We start from the raw sequence: 16,727 nt of genomic DNA, 5'->3' as shown, positions 1-16,727 counted from the left end.
GGAGGTTATTAGAAGATCCGCCTGTGTTTTATAGGAGAAACAGCATGAACGAGAAAATCCGATTAAAGGGACAATTGAAATCCTATATGCGATGGCCGTTACTGCTGACGATTTTGCTTGTACTGATGAATATATGGATCTATGTGATCGATCTGCGGGCCGGCGCGTTGATGACGGCTTTTGTTATCGTCTATGTTCTGGTCGTATTCATCCTCTATATATACAACAAGCCGTTGATCGTCAATGAACTTATTTCATTTGCCACCCAGTACGGACAGGTTCAGAAGAAACTGTTAAAAGAGCTGGCGATCCCCTATGCGCTTCTGGATGAGAAGGGGAAGGTCATCTGGATGAATCACGCCTTCAGCGAAGTGACGGAGAGGGAGCGGACCTACCGGAGGTCTGTAACGAATATATTTTCGGAGATTACACAGCAGCAGCTTCCGGTTCAGGATGAGATGAAAACCATGCACGTGCATCTGGAGGAAAGGGATTTCCGGGCAGATTTAAAATACGTGGGAATGGAAGAGATGGCCGAGTCCAATACGCTGGTGGATGCGCCGGATTATGAGGGTTACCTGGTCGCCCTGTATCTCTATGACGAGACCGAGATCAACCGCTATATTCAGGAAAATGAGGAACAGAGACTGGTGTGCGGCCTGATCTACATTGATAATTTTGAGGAAGCGCTGGAGAGCGTGGAGGAAGTCAGAAGGTCATTGCTGATCGCATTGGTGGACCGGCGGGTGAATAAGTATTTTTCAGGCTATGACGGACTGGTGAAAAAGCTGGAGAAGGATAAATATTTCGTGGTTTTCAAACACAAATATGTAGCCCAGCTCCAGGAGAATAAGTTTGATCTGCTGGATGAGGTAAAGACGGTAAATATTGGGAATGAAATGGCCATTACGCTGAGTATCGGCCTTGGTATGGATGGCGAGAGTTACAACAAAAATTATGAGTATGCCCGTATTGCCATAGATCTGGCCCTGGGCCGCGGCGGAGATCAGGCCGTGGTGAAAAAGGGCGAGAAGTTAGAGTATTACGGAGGAAAGACCAAGCAGGTGGAGAAGAGTACCCGTGTCAAGGCCAGAGTGAAGGCCCATGCCCTCCGGGAGGTTATGGAGAGCAAGGATAAGGTGGTCATTATGGGTCATCAGATCACGGATGTGGACTCCTTCGGCGCTGCTGTGGGTATCTATCGTGCGGCCAGGGTGCTCAACAAGCGCGCTTACATTGTTATCAACGAAGTGACTACTTCCATCCGCCCCATGATGGAAGGATTTATCGTAAATCCTACGGAATATGAAGAGGATATGTTTGTCCCCGGCGAGCGTGCCGAGGAGCTGGTTGATAATAATACAGTGTTAGTGGTGGTGGACACGAATAAACCCAGCTTTACGGAGTGCCCGCGCCTGCTGAATATGACTAAGACCATCGCCGTATTGGATCACCACCGGCAGGGAGCTGAGGTGATTTCCAATGCGATCCTGTCGTACATCGAACCGTATGCTTCCTCTACCTGTGAGATGGTAGCTGAGATCCTTCAGTATTTTGAAGAGGGGATTAAGATTAAGAATCTGGAAGCGGACTGCATTTATGCGGGTATTATCATTGACACGAATAACTTTATGAGCAAGACAGGTGTGCGTACCTTTGAAGCAGCGGCATTCTTAAGACGCTGCGGAGCGGATGTCACCAGAGTGCGCAAGCTGTTCCGGAATGATATGGGGGCTTATAAGGCCAGGGCGGAAGCGGTGCGTCATTCCCAGGTTTACCGGGATGCCTTTGCGATCGCCGTGTGTCCCAATGAAAACATAGAAAGTCCTACCATCGTAGGAGCGCAGGCGGCCAATGAGCTGCTGAACATCATAGGAATCAAGGCGTCCTTTGTGCTGACGGAATATAACAACAAGATTTACTTAAGTGCCCGGTCCATAGATGAAGTGAATGTCCAGCTGATCATGGAGAGGCTTGGAGGCGGCGGCCATATGAACATCGCAGGCGCGCAGCTTACAGGTTATACGATGGAGCAGGCGATCGAATATCTGAAAAATACACTGGATCAAATGATAGAAGAAGGAGCGTTATAGATGAAAGTAATTTTATTGCAGGATGTAAAGTCACTGGGAAAGAAAGGCGACACGGTCAATGTCAATGACGGCTACGCCCGGAATTTTATTTTGCCGAAAAAACTGGGTGTGGAAGCCACTACAAAAAATATGAATGATCTGAAATTACAGAAAGCCCACGAGGAAAAGCAGGCGCAGGAGATATATGATGAAGCGGTGCTTTTGAAGGCCCAGATCGAAAAAGCACAGATTAAGCTTTCCGTTAAGACAGGAGAAGGCGGAAAGACTTTTGGAAGCGTCTCCTCCAAAGAGATCGCGCAGGCCGCCAAAGAACAGATCGGACTGGATATTGACAAGAAAAAGATGCAGCTGCCGAATCCGATCAAGACCATCGGCACCCACGGAGTGCCCATCAAGCTGCATCCGAAAGTAACCGCTGAGTTGAAAGTGATCGTGGAAGAAGCTTAGGAGGAATCCTTTTATGGATGAAGCACTCATAAAAAGAGTACCGCCCCACAGCATCGAGGCAGAGCAGTCGGTTATCGGCTCTATGATTATGGACAAAGAAGCTATCGTCATCGCATCGGAATTGATATGCGGTGACGATTTCTATCAGAGCCAATACGGAATCCTCTTTGAAACAATGGTGGAGCTGTACAATGAAGGAAAACCGGTGGACCTGGTCACCTTACAGGACCGCTTAAAAGCCAAAGATGTGCCGCCGGAGGTCAGCAGCCTGGAATTCGTCAGGGATCTGATCACAGCAGTGCCCACTTCGGCCAATGTCAAATACTACGCCAATATCGTCAGTGAAAAATCCTTGCTCCGCCGGATGATCAAGACCACGGAAGAAATCACCAACGCCTGCTTTCTGGCCAAAGATAAAGTGGAAGACATCATGGAGGACACGGAGAAGAAGATATTTGAGCTTTTGCAGACCCGGAACTCCGGAGACTTCGTACCGATCCGCCAGGTGGTACTGGATGCGCTGGAGAAGATCAATCTGGCTTCCAAGACAAAGGGAACCGTAACCGGTATTCCCACCGGATTCCTGGATCTGGATTATAAGATGTCCGGCCTCCAGAACTCCGACCTGATTCTGGTGGCGGCCCGTCCTTCCATGGGAAAAACCGCTTTTGTCCTGAATATCGCCCAGCACGTCGCCTTCCGGGCTAACGTACCTACTGCGATCTTCAGCCTTGAGATGTCCCGGGAGCAGCTGGTAAACCGTTTGTTCGCCCTGGAATCCAGGGTGGATTCCCAGTCGATCCGTACCGGTAACCTGTCCGATGCGGACTGGGAGAAATTAATCGAAGGCGTGGATGTGATCGGAAAGTCAAAACTGATGATCGATGACACTCCCGGTATTACAATCGCCGAGCTGCGAAGCAAATGCCGGAAATTTAAACTGGAGCAGGACCTAGGACTGATTATCATCGACTACCTGCAGTTAATGTCCGGAAGCGGACGCGGCACCGATTCCCGCCAGCAGGAGATCTCCGATATATCCCGATCCTTAAAGAAGCTGGCCAGGGAGCTGAATGTACCGCTCATCGCCCTCTCCCAGTTAAGCCGGGCTGTGGAACAGCGGCCGGACCACAGGCCGATGCTCTCCGATTTGCGTGAGTCCGGGGCCATCGAGCAGGACGCCGACGTCGTCATGTTCATTTACCGTGACGACTATTATAACAAAGACACGGAAACGCCCAACATGGCGGAGATTATTATAGCCAAACAAAGAAACGGCCCGATCGGCACGGTAAATCTGGCCTGGCTGCCCCAGTACACGAAGTTTGCGAATATGGCCAAGTAAAAGTTACCGTTCGCGGGCTTGCGGTTAAGCAGAGGGGACTGGCTCCTTTCGGCAGTAAAGTAAAACGGTAAGAAACTACATGGAGAAAGGTGCCTGTCCCCGGAAGTTGACTCGATTAGGCCCACATCCGGGGACAGGCACTTTTCTCCACATAGTTTTTTACACCCTGACTTTTCAACCGAAAAGAGCCAGTCCCCTCCCAATCCGCCATTTTTAATAGGATGCCATGAATAGTAACCGAAAAAGTAAAAAAATACTAATTTTTTAAAAAAGGGCTTGAAATTCAAAAAAGGATCATGTATAATACACGTTGTTGAGCATTAATGGGCTATCGCCAAATGGTAAGGCAACGGACTCTGACTCCGTCATTTCAAGGTTCGAATCCTTGTAGCCCAGGTTAAGAAAAGGTTGTCTTAATCAATTAGGACAATCTTTTTTCTATATTGAAAAACTTTTTGTGGACGGACTAATGGTTTTAAGAGTAAAAGGCAGAGCGTCCAGGAAATGTGTGAAAAGAGGGCGTGAGAATGTATCAGTTTGAGAGTAGAGTGCGTTACAGCGAAGTAGGGGCCGACGGGCTGCTGACGTTAAATGGGGTGCTGAATTATTTCCAGGACTGCAGTACATTTCATTCTGAAGATGTAGGGCTTGGAGTGGAGCGCCTGAAGGAGAAAAACAGAGCGTGGCTGCTGAGCTCCTGGCAGGTGGTAGTTGATCGATATCCGGGGCTTGGAGAAAAGATAGTGGTGGCGACCTGGCCTTATGATTTTAAGTTATTCTATGGGTATCGAAATTTCGCGCTGTTCGGCCAGGATGGGGAGCGGCTGGCGTATGCCAATTCGATCTGGGCGTTTATCGATACGCTGACCGGGCACCCTACGAAGATCAAAGAGGCGGATGTGTCGGCTTACGGAGAGGATCCGAAGCTTGAGATGGATTACGCTCCGCGGAAGGTGGCCGTGCCGAAGGAATGTGTTCCGGCAGCGGAATTTCCGGTGCGCAAGTACCATATCGATACAAACCAGCATGTAAATAACGCGCAGTATATCCAGATGGCCAGAGAGTGCATTCCGCAGATTTACCCGATTCATGAAATGCGCGCGGAGTACCGCAGGGCGGCGGTTCTGGGTGATATGATATTCCCTGAGGTTCACAGAGGGGACGAAAGCGATACGGTCCTGCTATGTGATGGACAGAAGAGTCCGTATGCGGTAGTTCAACTGATGAGATAGGGGAAGGAACGAGATGTGACCGCAATGCGCCGCTGTGCTGCATTGGCGGATGGTTTTGTGCATGAAATGCACGGGACGGAGGAAGACGATGTTTGAATTAGGTAAGAGGCAGACACTGAAGATGGTGAAAAGAGTGGAGTTCGGTGCCTACCTGGGAGAACAGGAAAATGCGGAAGACCGGGTTCTGCTGCCGGTCCGTCAGGTGCCGGAAAATCTGGAACATGGAGATTCGATAGAGGTATTTCTCTATAAGGATTCCAAGGACAGGCTGATTGCAACGACCAGTCAGCCATTGCTGCAGATCGGGGAGGTAGCCAGGCTGAAGGTGGCTGAAACTGGTAAGATCGGCGCTTTTTTGGACTGGGGGCTGGAAAAGGATCTGCTGCTGCCGTTTAAGGAGCAGACAGTGAAGGTCAGCGAGGGTGACGAGGTGTTGGTGTCCCTGTATGAGGATAAGAGCAGCCGTCTGTGCGCCACGATGAAGATTTATGAGTATTTGTCAAAGCATACGCCTTATACCATCGGGGATACGGTGGAGGGGACAGTCTATGAGCTGAGCGACAGGTTTGGTGCATTTGTGGCGGTGGACGATCATTATTCCGCGCTGATACCGGCGAAAGAATGCTTTGGGGAGTTTCGTGTGGGTGACCGGGTAAGCGCCCGTGTGACTGCGGTGAAGGAAGACGGAAAGATGGACTTAAGCGTGCGCCAGAAGGCTTATCTGCAGATGGATGCGGATGTGGAAGCAGTCCTGAAAGTGATGGAGAGCTATGGCGGAAAGCTCCCGTTTAATGACAAAGTGCCGCCGGAAGTAATCAAAAGGGAATTCCATTTAAGTAAAAATGCCTTTAAACGGGCAGTGGGCAGACTTTTAAAAGCCGGGAAAGTAGAAATAACCGATAACGGGATTCTGTTAAAGTAACAAATATCAACAAAGATTCACAAAGTTGCAAAAAATAGTTGCATTCCGACGGATTTCAGCTATACTGTAGGTAGAATATAAAGAGAGGAGGAGAATTGAATGAAAGTCCAAAACATAACAGATATTGATAAATTCTTCCAGGTAGTGGACAGCTGTAAAGGTAAAGTAGAGTTAGTAACAGGCGAAGGCGACAGACTGAACCTGAAATCCAAGCTTTCCCAGTATGTATCGATGGCGAATATCTTTTCTAACGGAGAGATCCCGGAATTAGAGATCATCGCTTACGAAAAGGAAGACATTGATAAATTGGTAGCATTCATGATCAATGGTTGATAAAATGCCGTGACCCGATATTTGATATTAAGGGTTCACGGCATTTTTTATTCATGAAAAGAGTTTCGCTTGCGAAACTCTTTTATATTTATAATTTTGTTTCGGCCAGAATCAGTTCGATTTCGTCTAAATGGGAATCCAATCCTTCCGGCAGAGTATCCAGCCGGATCTTCTCGCGATGTTGAATAAAATACAACAGCGCATCGCTGACTGCAATCTCACAAAGCGGGGAATCCGGCCCCTTAGATCCAAACAGACTGTTTTCGGCGGTGGAAAGCAGAACATAATCAGCATCCTTCGATAACAGGGAATGTTCTTCCGCTGTTATGGCGATGATCTTCATTCCAATCTTTGTAGCTACATTAACTGCCTGCAGAACCTGTTTCGATATACCGGACCGGGATATGGCGATCAACACGTCATCGGACTTTCCCAGGCTGATGTGGTTTAGAAAATGTTCCGATATTGCGGCACAGTAGGAAGCGATTCCAAAACGCTCCAGACGGAAGCTTAGATCCAGGGCTATCGGTATTGTATTGCCGACAGCGACCACATAGACAAGCCTGCTTTGACTGATAATGGAAGCGCACTCTAATAATAATCCGGACTCCAGCCGGGGAATCATGGCGCTGATATTTCGGGAGCTCTGTTCAAAGACTTGTTTGACGGAATCCATGTTAGGATTTGAACTGCTGGCTTTGAACCGGCCATCCCGCCCTAAATCACCCGACAGGATCAGACGCATCTGGTAATATCCCTGATAGCCGATATGTTTACACATCCGGATGACAGTCGCTTCGCTGGCGCCGCTTTCATTGGCCATGCCTGTTACATTCAGCATAACAGCCTTCTGCGGATTCTTTCGGATACAGTCGGCCACTTTTTTTTCTGCAATAAAAAGCTGGTCATAGTAGAGATCGATGTTCTCCAGTACTGTTTTATGTTCTTCCATACAGCCTCCATGGGCCCGGTATCCGCAGTCATCTGTACAGCTAAAACTACAGCGTATAATACTTCATCTTATCATCATCGTTGAATAGTTCGATTTTCTGATAAATTATATTCTCCATAGCGGCAACACTATCCGGATAAAGTTCAAAAGGCTCTCTGATTTTTTCGTCATTATTAAGTGTTATCCTAAGCTGCTGATAGAAAGCATCTTTTATGTCGGAAGATATGTTGATTTTGTTTATTCCGCGCTTTACCGACTCTGCAATTTCAGAATCTTTATTTGCGGATCCGCCGTGAAGAACGAGCGGTACCGAAACCTTACTCTTTATTTCGGATAATAATTCCTGTTTTAGTTCGGGCTTGAAACCAGGAGGATAGATGCCATGGGCAGTTCCGATGGCAACAGCTAGCGTATCACATCCTGTCCTCTCCACAAATTGCACCGCGTCAGCCGGATTTGTATAGATAATATGATCCGTACCGCCTTCGGTATCACCCAGGGTGGTGCCGATGGTCCCTAATTCAGCTTCCACAGATACGCCGAGAGGATGGGCGATGGCCACCACTTTTTTTGTGATTTCGATATTTTCTTCAAAAGGCAAATGGGACGCATCTATCATAACAGAAGTAAATCCATCCCTAATTGCTCGTTGAATCTGTTCAATCGTGCTTCCATGGTCCAGATGGATCACCATAGGGACATGGGATTTGTTCGCCCGGTCGATACACATTGCAAGAAAGCTGTCCCCCTGAAATGACAGCTCGTCAGGATGTATGGCTAATATTACAGGTGCTTTCTTCTCCTCACAACATTCTACAACAGCATTTAATATTTGTCCAGTACCGATATTAAAGGCCGGAACTGCAAAGTTATGCTGGTTTGCCACCGCTAAAAGCTCTTTCATGTTTATTAGCATAGTAACTTCTTCCTCCTGAAATAAATTTTCAATGAAATATTTTTTCTTAGAAATCCCCATTCCTAAATATAAGTAACCTTTTGCCGCTCTTATAGCTATATATTAGCTGATATTCTCTAGTCTTGTCAATGTTTTCGTGAAAAAAATTTTTATATTTATTTACTTTTCCTACATATCATGCTAATATCAAAGCAGAAATCCCTTTTTCATGAAATTTTATTTTTTCAATTACAAACATAAACAAGGTAAAAAATGAGAGCAGATATACGCTATTTTAATTAGGAGGGAGTTTGAAATGTCTGATATCAGAACGGTATTTAATAACTGCGGTGGAATATTACAATTGACACCTACCTGGGTGCCCAGGAGATTCAATGAGCCGGGACACAGGCTTAGACTACATCCGGATGACTACTATGCATTCGGAATGGACAGAGGAGGGATCTGTGAACGTTGGCTGGGAAGTGTCACCGTAGCGCTGAACGGTCCCGAGACTGGTCCTACGGAGGGTATGAGCTTTGTACTCGCCGATAAAACTTCCGGGTCAAAGATCCTGTTCGCCGACTGTGTCAGAGAACTAGGAGCTGATCTGATTGGAGCAGACCTCCAGAAGAATTACGGGACGTGGCCGACTTTTGCAAAGCTCTACGATTATGATAAGCCTCTGTTTCATCACCTTCATCTGAAAGAAGAGCAGGCAAACAGGATCGGCATGCACGGAAAGCCGGAAGCTTATTATTTCCCGGTGCAGTATAACGCCTATCTGGGCAGGTTCCCCCTGACCTATTTCGGATTCGACCCCTCTACCACAAAGAAGGAGGTTATGGAGTGCCTGAGAAACTATGATACCTGCGATAACCGGATCACGGAGTTATCCAGGGCTTATCGTATCCAGCTGGGAACCGGGTGGTATACACCAGCCGGCGTTATCCATGCGCCGGCATCTCTGGTCACCTATGAACCCCAATGGAACAGTGATGTGAATACGATCATGGAAAATGTGACCATGGGGGAGGTGAATCCCCATAACCTTCTGACCGACTGCGTACCGGAGGAAGAAAAAGATGATCTGGACGCGATCTTCGGACAGATCGACTGGAAAGAGAGTACCCGGCCGGATTATAAAGAAACGTATTTCCGGGCTCCAAAGGTAAAATGCGAATCTGCCTCAGGGGTGGAAAAATGGATTGCTTACGCCAATGAGTGGATAGCGGCTAAGGAAACCACTGTGCTTCCGGGACAGACCTATACGCTTAAGGACAAGGCATGCTACTGTGCGCTGGTGGCCCAGGGACATGGCAGCTTCGGAGGCTTCGAGTGTGAGGCTCCCGGGCTTCTGCGCTTCGATGACATCTCGGGAGATGAATTTTCTGTGTCTGCCCAGACGGCTGAAAAAGGGGTTGTAATTGCCAACACAAGCAATTATGAACCTTTAGTTATCCTGCAGAATTTCGCTAATAATAATCCTGAGGTTCCCACATCCGTTTAACCCGGGGCAGGCGTTTGCGAAGATAACGCAGGAGTAATTTCCTGTTATAAAAGGATGGCGGAGTAAAAAAGAACGGAGGATCTGTTATGAATTTTAAATTTGGAGTGGACAGCTTTATATGGGCCGAGAACTTCAGCGAAAAAGATTTGTGGATCATCCAGAAGGCTAAGGATCTGGGCTTCGAGGTGGTTGATTTTGCGATTGCCGATCCCTTTGCCTTTCCGGCTGATGCCGTGGAAAAAGAATTAAAGAGGGTTGGGATCGACTGCGTATGCACCACTACCCTGACCCTTGGGACCAACCCGATCTCGCCGGATCATACTGTCAGGGAGAACGCGCTGAAAGCCATGAAGAAGGCGGTGGATATCTGCAACCAGCTGTCCGCCCCAATCCTTGGAGGTGTCAACTATGCCGGTTGGGGATATCTGACGAAAAAACCCCGGACACAGCAGGAATGGGACTGGGGTGTGGAGAATATGCGTCAGGCAGCTGCCTATGCAAAGGACACCGGGAATGTAACGATCTGTGTAGAGTGCGTGAACCGATTTGAAACCCATTTCCTCAACATCGCGGAGGATGCCGTGCGCTTCTGCAAAGAGGTGGGAACCGGCAATGTCAAAGTCCACCTGGACTGCTTCCATATGATCCGAGAGGAGAAAAGCTTTGCCGGCGCCGTGCGCGCGTGTGGAAAAGAATATCTGGGTTACATCCATGTAAATGAAAATGACCGGGGTATTCCCGGAACCGGTTTGGTACCCTTCCCGGAATTCTTTCTGGCATTGAAAGAGGCAGGATATGAGGGACCGCTGGTCATCGAATCCTTTGATCCAAGCTTCGAAGAATTGGCGGGCAACTGCGCGATCTGGCGGAATTTCGCGGATACCGGTGAGGAGCTTGCCGTGAAAGGCCTTTCCAATTTAAAAGCAATCGCCGCAGAACTGTAAGCGCTTTTTAAATAATATATTTGTATTACATAGTCAGGAGGCTGTCATGAATATTGCTATTGGCTGCGATGAAGCGGCCTATCAGTTAAAGATGGTGATGATCCGCCATTTAAAAGCACAACCCGGGGTTGATGTGACGGATTTCGGAGCGCAGGGAGGGGAAACTGTACTCTATCCGGATGTGGCCAAAGCGGTGGCAGAGGCTGTTGTCCGGGGGGATTATGACCGGGGTATCCTGTTCTGCGGCACAGGCATCGGTATGTGTATTACCGCGAATAAGGTTCCGGGAATCCGAGCGGCTGTCTGCCACGACCCTTTCAGCACGGAGCGCGCGCGAAAAAGCAACGATGCCCAGATCCTCTGTATGGGGGAACGGGTGATCGGCCCGGAGCTGGCCCAGTATCTGGTGGATATCTGGCTTCAATGCGATTTTTCAGGGGGAGGCAGCGCCCCCAAGGTAGAACGGATCAAGGAGATTGAACGCTCCTATTATGAAAAAATATAAATGGTAAAAGGATGTGATGACTAATGAATCGGATATTTAACAAAGCTGATTATATGGTGGAGGACATGCTGAAAGGGTTCCAGGAGGCGAATAAGGATATCGTGGCTCCCACAGGGAATCCCAGGGTCCTCAAATATAAACAGGCGCCAATTCCAGGCAAAGCCGGCATCGTTACCGGCGGGGGCTCCGGCCACAAGCCGGCCTTCATCGGATATATTGGCATGAACCTTTGTGATGCGGTTGCCGCAGGGGAGATTTTCTCATCCCCCACAGCGGCCGCTTTTTTGGAAGCCTTCAAAGCGGCCGACGGAGGAAAAGGGGTCGCCTGCCTGTATGGGAATTATGCCGGTGATAATATGAACGTTAGGATGGCTGTCCGTAAAGCGAAAGCACTTGGCATTACAGTCAAAACGGTAGTGGCAAACGACGACTGCGCATCGGCTCCCAAAGACCAGCCGGAGAAGCGCCGCGGCGTCGCGGGGGAAATCCTGATGTGGAAGGTAGGAGGAGCCAAAGCTGCTATGGGTGCAGACCTGGATCAGGTCATAGCCGCTGCCCAAAAAGCCATGGACAACACTCGCTCTGTGGGGATCGGAACCGCCCCCTGTACGATTCCTGCTGTAGGGCATCCGAATTTTATCATTGAGGACGGAACTATGGAAGTCGGGATCGGACACCACGGGGAACCTGGCATCAAGATAGAACCGCTCAAATCCGCTGACGGGATCGCAGCAAAGATGCTGGATCTGATTCTGCCCGACCTTCCGTATGCCTTGGGGGATGAAGTGGTAGTGCTGCTGTCGGGCCTGGGCGCGACCCCTGTCATGGAGCAGTATATTGTTTATAAAAAGGTGGCTGAGATCCTGGCCGATCGGGGCATTACGGTCTACAAATCGTATGTAGGGAATTATTTTACCTCTCTGGACATGATGGGGGTTACACTGACCCTGATGAAGCTGGATGAGGAATTAAAGGAATGTATTAATCTGCCGGTAAACTCAGTCGGTTTGAAACAACTTTAAAAAGAAGGTGTGACATGATATTTCGCAATGAAACGGCCGGTACTGTTATCCTGGACCTGATCCGGATCATACAGTCGAATAAGGATTATTTAAGTGAGGTTGACGGGAAGATCGGCGATGGCGATCACGGTATCAATATGAACAAAGGGTTTACCATCACCAAAGAGAAGCTTGGGGGACGTGAGTTCTCCATGTCAGAAGGCTTCCAGGTGCTTGGAGAGACCCTGATGGAGGAGATCGGCGGGTCGATGGGCCCGCTCTACGGTGTATTCTTCGAAACGCTTTCACAGTCCAGCGCTGGTATTGAAAAGATCGATGAAAAAGTCTTCGGAGACATGCTTCAGAATGCAGCGAACGCCGTCCAGGAGATCGGTGATGCCCATGTGGGGGATAAAACCCTGATGGATACACTTCTGCCCGCACTTGACGCTTATAACGCAGCCTGCGCGGAGGGGAAGAGATTCACGGAAGCGCTGGATGATATGCAGCTAGCGGCGGCGGACGGCTGGAGGTCCACGGAGGACATGGTTGCCAGAATTGGGCGTGCCGGCCGATTGGGGGAGCGCAGCCGCGGGGTTCTGGACGCAGGGGCTACCAGCTGCTATCTGATACTGGATTCCATGGCACGGTCTGTGAAAGAGATGCTTAGACAGGAATAAGACAGGATGGCCGGATTGGAGTTCATGGAAGGAATACTTCAATAGGGAATATCGACGTATAGCGTACGCAGAACAGCCGAAAGTGCAATTTGCACTCCCGGCTGTTTTAAGATGGTGCTTTATTTAGAAGAATTGGATTCTATAGAAGTTGATGAGAATTTGACCCTTTCTTATTTCAGATACTGGTCTACATTATCTTTTGTTACCAGAACGAACGGAACGATATTTTCTTTCTCAAAGGGCTGTCCTGCGATAATCGCATCGATAACGCTGACTGCCGCTTTTACCTGTCCAACGCCATCCTGGAGAACGGTTGCACCCATTTCACCGGCTTTTACCATTTCCAAAGGTTTCTGGTTGCCGTCGACGCCAACGCATACGATATCTTTTCTGCCGGCATCGTTACATGCTCTTTGAGCTGCGGAGGACATATCGTCGTTGTCACAGATGATGGCTTTGAGGTCGTCTCCGTATTTATTCATCATATCTGTCGCCACGTTGGCCGCTTTGTCGGCTGCCCAGTCACAGGGGAAATCACCGACGGATTCGAATTCCGGATGATCCTTCATCGTGTTGGCAAGGCCTTCACCACGCTGGATCTGTGCGGAGTTGCCTATGATACCCTGGCAGTGCGCATATTTCCCGCCGTCGGGAACCTGTTCGATAACCCATTTCGCCAGAAGCTCGCCTGCGTATACGTCGTCGGAACCGCAGTAGGATACCGCAACTTTATCCGTGCTGTCTGTCTTGGAGTTTACAACGATTACATGGATACCTGCATCCGCCATTTTGGTTACGGCCGGATCGGAAGCGGTTGCTTCTGCCGGTAGAATAATGACCATATCACAGTTCTTCGTGATACATTCATCGGCACGGTCGATCTGCTTGTTGGGATCGGTCTCGCCGTCCAGGACGCCTGTCCAGTCGTCGATCTTGCCGTCTTTCTTCATCTGGTCAAAGATTTCCTGAGCTGCAGCATTGATGGGGGCATGGAACGGGTCTACCAGGTTCTTGGAGATGTAGCCGATGGTTATTTTGCCGTCCCCGTTGACATCCGCAACAACGTCTGATGACGAATCGGCAGGCGCCGCTGCGTCGGTTGCCGCAGGAGCCGGCGTCTCCGCTTTGGCCGGAGCCTCTGTCTTGGCGGGTTCAGGCGCGGCAGCGTCTGCCGGGGCCTCTTCCTTTGCGCCGCAAGCGGTCATACCAAATACCATAACGCCTGCTAACAACAGTGCCAAACCCTTTTTCATGTTTTTCATTTCTTTTCCTCCTTTTGGAATGGTTTTATCGTAAATCCCCGTTCCCGGGGCCTTTACTTCCCGTATCTAACGGTCATCTATCCTTTTTTTCGGTTCAATACCATATCCAGTAATACCGCGCCGATAATAACAGCGCCTTTGGTCATGGACTGGTAATAGGATTCGATTCCGATCAGGTTCATGCCGTTGTAAATAAAACCGATAATAAAGATACCCATGACAACGCCTGGAATGGTGGCGACGCCGCCGGCGAAGGATGTGCCGCCCAATACGCAGGCCGCGACCGCGTCTGTCTCATAGCCGATACCGATGTTAGACTGGGCAGACGAAGTTTTGGCGGTAAAGATAATGCCTGCGATACCGGCCAGAAGGCCGCTGATGGTGTAGGCCCCAACCTTGGTCCAGAATTCGCTGACACCGGATGCGATAGCCGCATGGACATTTCCGCCCACCGCGAAGATATAGCGGCCGAATTTGGTCCAGTGTAGCATAATATATACGACGACCGTCACGATAAATAATATTACAATGGGCAGTGGTATCGGTCCCACTTTGGACGAATAGATATGCTGAAAGGTCTCACTAGTCAGCGGTATTGCATTGCCGCCGCTGATTACCTGTGCCAGGCCACGGATAATCAACTGGGTGGACAGTGTAACCACGAACGGGAACATATTAAACCTGGCTACGAAAAATCCGTTCAGGAACCCAAAAGCGGTCGAAGCCAGCAGAGCGATCAGACAGGCCAGGAACGGGTTCACACCGAAGTTTGTAATAAACTGGCCGAGAATACAGCTGACCAGAGCTAACTGAGCGCCCACCGACAGATCGATACCTCCGGTGGTGATTACCAGACACATACCATAGGAAATCATACCGTTGATGGATACCTGAGTTGCCACGTTGATAAAGTTCTTTGCGCTGCGGAAGGCTGGCTCCATTATTGAAATAACGATAATCATAATGAACAGTACTACGCCGATTCCATATTTCCCCATGAACATACGGAACTTATCCCTGTCGATGCCCAACACTTTCTTTTCTTCTTTAACCGCCATTGCTTTCTCCTCCTATTTACCGCCAAACTCCTTGGCCAGAATTTTTTCCTGTCCCATGGCACCGCTTATGATCTCTTTCCTTAAAACTTCCCCGTTCAGCTTACCCTCATGATAAATAAGGATCCGGTCACTCATTCCCATGACTTCGGGAAGTTCTGAAGAAATCATGATCACCGCCATGCCCTTTGCCGCGAATTCGCACATAAGGGAGTGGATCTCAGCTTTCGCTCCGACATCCACGCCCCTGGTCGGCTCATCCAGGATCAGAACTTTGGGATTTGCCATAAACCATTTGGCAATGACAACCTTCTGCTGGTTCCCGCCGCTTAAGGAAAATCCGTCATGCTCGATACTGGCGGCCTTTACCGTAAGCATTTTAGCCACTTCATTGCACTCTTTTTTTTCGCGCTTCTGATTGATCAGAATGCCTCTCTGCCTGGCCGGCAGATTCGGCAGGGAGATATTTTCCCGTATAGACCGGAACAGGCAAAGGCCGTATTCCTTTCTGTCCTCGTTAACCATACAGATCCCTTTTTTGATGGCCGCCCTGGGGCTTTTATTAACCATTTTTCTGCCCTCTAAATACATCGATCCGCTCTTGATCTTATCAAGCCCGAAGATGGCCCGCATAGTCTCGCTCCGCCCGGAACCGACCAGGCCGGAGATGCCCAGGATCTCCCCTTTATGTACCTCAAAATTAATGTTTTCAAAACCATTTCCGGTCAGATTCTCAACCTTGAATACCGTCTCGCCTATTTCGCAGTCCGTTTTCGGAAATACGTTTGCCACATTGCGGCCTACCATCATGGAAATCAGTTCATCTTTCGTCACGTCTGCCAGTTCACAGCTGTTAACAAAGGTGCCGTCCCGGAATACGGAAACCCGGTCGCAGATCTCAAAAATCTCATCCATCCGGTGGGAGATATAGATAACGGCCACCCCTTTGCCCTTTAATTCCCGAATAGTCCGGAAGAGATGTTCCGTCTCTTCGCTGTCCAGGGAAGATGTCGGCTCATCCATTATAATCAATTGCGCATCGCAGGAAACTGCCTTGATAATCTCAATCATCTGTACCTGGGCCAGGGTCAATTCCTGCATCAGAGTTTTTGGACCGAAGGGGAAAGCGAATTTCTCCAGAATTTCCGCGGCCCTGCGGTTCTGCTCCTTTTTGTTCAGGAGAATACCTCCAAAGGTATTTTCCCTTTTCAGGAAGATACTTTCGGCAATACTGAGATATGGTTCAGGATTCAGTTCCTGATGGATCATTGATATGCCGGCGGCAATCGCTTCCACCGGCCCTTTTACCGAATAGGGCATGCCCTCGAACGTAATTGATCCGGCGTCTGCTTTGTAAAGGCCGATGATTGTTTTCATCAGCGTGGATTTACCCGCCCCGTTTTCTCCCAGGAGCGCATGGACCTCGCCCCTGCGTACGTGCAGCTGTACGTTGGAAAGCGCCTGGGTACCGCCGAATGCCTTCGATATTCCCTCACATTCCAGAATATAGTCCTCTTTTTTCTCCATACCTGCTCACTCCTATATATTATT

Annotated in this window: 16 protein-coding genes and 1 tRNA gene; 12 read left to right on the top strand and 5 right to left on the bottom strand. The window is 49.1% G+C overall.

Annotation, left to right across the window (positions count from 1 at the left end):
- Positions 1–44 precede the first annotated feature (44 nt).
- From KTH90_RS10160 to KTH90_RS10130, 7 genes are all read left to right on the top strand, one after another.
- Positions 45–2,093, top strand: coding sequence for a DHH family phosphoesterase (locus KTH90_RS10160; RefSeq protein ID WP_158351241.1), 2,049 nt, complete (start codon positions 45–47; stop codon positions 2,091–2,093).
- Complete coding sequence (gene rplI / locus KTH90_RS10155; RefSeq protein ID WP_158351240.1) at positions 2,094–2,540, top strand: 50S ribosomal protein L9; 447 nt, start codon at positions 2,094–2,096, stop codon at positions 2,538–2,540.
- Between the two features lie 13 nt (positions 2,541–2,553).
- On the top strand, positions 2,554–3,885 hold the full coding sequence (gene dnaB, locus KTH90_RS10150; RefSeq protein ID WP_158345644.1) for a replicative DNA helicase: 1,332 nt from the start codon (positions 2,554–2,556) through the stop codon (positions 3,883–3,885).
- A 324-nt stretch (positions 3,886–4,209) separates the two neighbouring features.
- A tRNA-Gln gene (locus KTH90_RS10145) sits at positions 4,210–4,281 on the top strand.
- 131 nt (positions 4,282–4,412) lie between these two features.
- Complete coding sequence (locus tag KTH90_RS10140; protein WP_158351239.1) at positions 4,413–5,117, top strand: acyl-[acyl-carrier-protein] thioesterase; 705 nt, start codon at positions 4,413–4,415, stop codon at positions 5,115–5,117.
- 88 nt (positions 5,118–5,205) lie between these two features.
- Positions 5,206–6,039, top strand: a complete 834-nt coding sequence (locus KTH90_RS10135) for a CvfB family protein (protein ID WP_158351238.1) — start codon at positions 5,206–5,208, stop codon at positions 6,037–6,039.
- A gap of 99 nt (positions 6,040–6,138) precedes the next feature.
- A complete protein-coding gene (locus KTH90_RS10130) occupies positions 6,139–6,372 on the top strand; it encodes a polya polymerase (protein WP_158345641.1) in 234 nt (77 codons plus the stop codon).
- 88 nt (positions 6,373–6,460) lie between these two features.
- Here KTH90_RS10130 and KTH90_RS10125 read toward each other — a convergent pair whose 3' ends face one another.
- Together KTH90_RS10125 and KTH90_RS10120 are read right to left on the bottom strand one after the other, a co-directional pair.
- Positions 6,461–7,324 (bottom strand): MurR/RpiR family transcriptional regulator, encoded by an 864-nt coding sequence (locus tag KTH90_RS10125; RefSeq protein WP_238726744.1) that lies wholly within the window; start codon positions 7,322–7,324, stop codon positions 6,461–6,463.
- Between the two features lie 46 nt (positions 7,325–7,370).
- Positions 7,371–8,240, bottom strand: coding sequence for a ketose-bisphosphate aldolase (locus KTH90_RS10120; protein ID WP_238726763.1), 870 nt, complete (start codon positions 8,238–8,240; stop codon positions 7,371–7,373).
- 295 nt (positions 8,241–8,535) lie between these two features.
- Between KTH90_RS10120 and KTH90_RS10115 the strand changes: the two genes are divergently transcribed.
- The 5 genes from KTH90_RS10115 (at position 8,536) to dhaL (ending at position 12,859) form a co-directional block, all read left to right on the top strand.
- A complete protein-coding gene (locus tag KTH90_RS10115) occupies positions 8,536–9,729 on the top strand; it encodes a cupin domain-containing protein (protein WP_238726743.1) in 1,194 nt (397 codons plus the stop codon).
- Positions 9,730–9,815: 86 nt separating this feature from the next.
- The gene (locus tag KTH90_RS10110; RefSeq protein ID WP_238726742.1) at positions 9,816–10,673 is read left to right on the top strand and encodes a sugar phosphate isomerase/epimerase family protein; all 858 of its coding nucleotides are present in this window, start codon (positions 9,816–9,818) and stop codon (positions 10,671–10,673) included.
- Positions 10,674–10,719: 46 nt separating this feature from the next.
- Entirely contained in the window at positions 10,720–11,178 is a 459-nt protein-coding gene (gene rpiB, locus KTH90_RS10105) for a ribose 5-phosphate isomerase B (RefSeq protein WP_238726741.1), read from the top strand.
- 23 nt (positions 11,179–11,201) lie between these two features.
- Positions 11,202–12,200: a dihydroxyacetone kinase subunit DhaK gene (locus KTH90_RS10100; RefSeq protein WP_238726740.1), complete on the top strand. Its 999-nt coding sequence runs from the start codon at positions 11,202–11,204 to the stop codon at positions 12,198–12,200.
- 14 nt (positions 12,201–12,214) lie between these two features.
- Complete coding sequence (dhaL, locus tag KTH90_RS10095) at positions 12,215–12,859, top strand: dihydroxyacetone kinase subunit DhaL (RefSeq protein WP_238726739.1); 645 nt, start codon at positions 12,215–12,217, stop codon at positions 12,857–12,859.
- 170 nt (positions 12,860–13,029) lie between these two features.
- Here the strand turns inward: dhaL and KTH90_RS10090 are convergent, their stop codons facing one another.
- The 3 genes from KTH90_RS10090 to KTH90_RS10080 form a co-directional block, all read right to left on the bottom strand.
- On the bottom strand, positions 13,030–14,121 hold the full coding sequence (locus tag KTH90_RS10090; protein ID WP_238726738.1) for a substrate-binding domain-containing protein: 1,092 nt from the start codon (positions 14,119–14,121) through the stop codon (positions 13,030–13,032).
- Positions 14,122–14,198: 77 nt separating this feature from the next.
- Entirely contained in the window at positions 14,199–15,179 is a 981-nt protein-coding gene (locus tag KTH90_RS10085) for an ABC transporter permease (protein WP_238726737.1), read from the bottom strand.
- 12 nt (positions 15,180–15,191) lie between these two features.
- The gene (locus tag KTH90_RS10080) at positions 15,192–16,703 is read right to left on the bottom strand and encodes a sugar ABC transporter ATP-binding protein (protein ID WP_238726736.1); all 1,512 of its coding nucleotides are present in this window, start codon (positions 16,701–16,703) and stop codon (positions 15,192–15,194) included.
- Positions 16,704–16,727 lie beyond the last annotated feature (24 nt).

This window comes from Diplocloster modestus, assembly GCF_019042245.1.
GTDB lineage: Bacteria > Bacillota > Clostridia > Lachnospirales > Lachnospiraceae > Diplocloster > Diplocloster modestus.
Note: the sequence above shows the minus strand (reverse complement) of the source record. Positions and strands in the feature narration are given on the sequence as shown.

Coding starts and splice junctions, on each gene's coding strand:
- KTH90_RS10120 (WP_238726763.1), bottom strand. CDS start 8,240: ATGCTAATAAACATGAAAGAGCTTTTAGCGGTGGCAAACCAGCATAAC.
- KTH90_RS10085 (WP_238726737.1), bottom strand. CDS start 15,179: ATGGCGGTTAAAGAAGAAAAGAAAGTGTTGGGCATCGACAGGGATAAG.
- KTH90_RS10080 (WP_238726736.1), bottom strand. CDS start 16,703: ATGGAGAAAAAAGAGGACTATATTCTGGAATGTGAGGGAATATCGAAG.
- rplI (WP_158351240.1), top strand. CDS start 2,094: ATGAAAGTAATTTTATTGCAGGATGTAAAGTCACTGGGAAAGAAAGGC.
- KTH90_RS10125 (WP_238726744.1), bottom strand. CDS start 7,324: ATGGAAGAACATAAAACAGTACTGGAGAACATCGATCTCTACTATGAC.
- KTH90_RS10135 (WP_158351238.1), top strand. CDS start 5,206: ATGTTTGAATTAGGTAAGAGGCAGACACTGAAGATGGTGAAAAGAGTG.
- KTH90_RS10090 (WP_238726738.1), bottom strand. CDS start 14,121: ATGAAAAACATGAAAAAGGGTTTGGCACTGTTGTTAGCAGGCGTTATG.
- dhaL (WP_238726739.1), top strand. CDS start 12,215: ATGATATTTCGCAATGAAACGGCCGGTACTGTTATCCTGGACCTGATC.
- KTH90_RS10160 (WP_158351241.1), top strand. CDS start 45: ATGAACGAGAAAATCCGATTAAAGGGACAATTGAAATCCTATATGCGA.
- KTH90_RS10100 (WP_238726740.1), top strand. CDS start 11,202: ATGAATCGGATATTTAACAAAGCTGATTATATGGTGGAGGACATGCTG.
- KTH90_RS10115 (WP_238726743.1), top strand. CDS start 8,536: ATGTCTGATATCAGAACGGTATTTAATAACTGCGGTGGAATATTACAA.
- KTH90_RS10140 (WP_158351239.1), top strand. CDS start 4,413: ATGTATCAGTTTGAGAGTAGAGTGCGTTACAGCGAAGTAGGGGCCGAC.
- dnaB (WP_158345644.1), top strand. CDS start 2,554: ATGGATGAAGCACTCATAAAAAGAGTACCGCCCCACAGCATCGAGGCA.
- rpiB (WP_238726741.1), top strand. CDS start 10,720: ATGAATATTGCTATTGGCTGCGATGAAGCGGCCTATCAGTTAAAGATG.
- KTH90_RS10130 (WP_158345641.1), top strand. CDS start 6,139: ATGAAAGTCCAAAACATAACAGATATTGATAAATTCTTCCAGGTAGTG.
- KTH90_RS10110 (WP_238726742.1), top strand. CDS start 9,816: ATGAATTTTAAATTTGGAGTGGACAGCTTTATATGGGCCGAGAACTTC.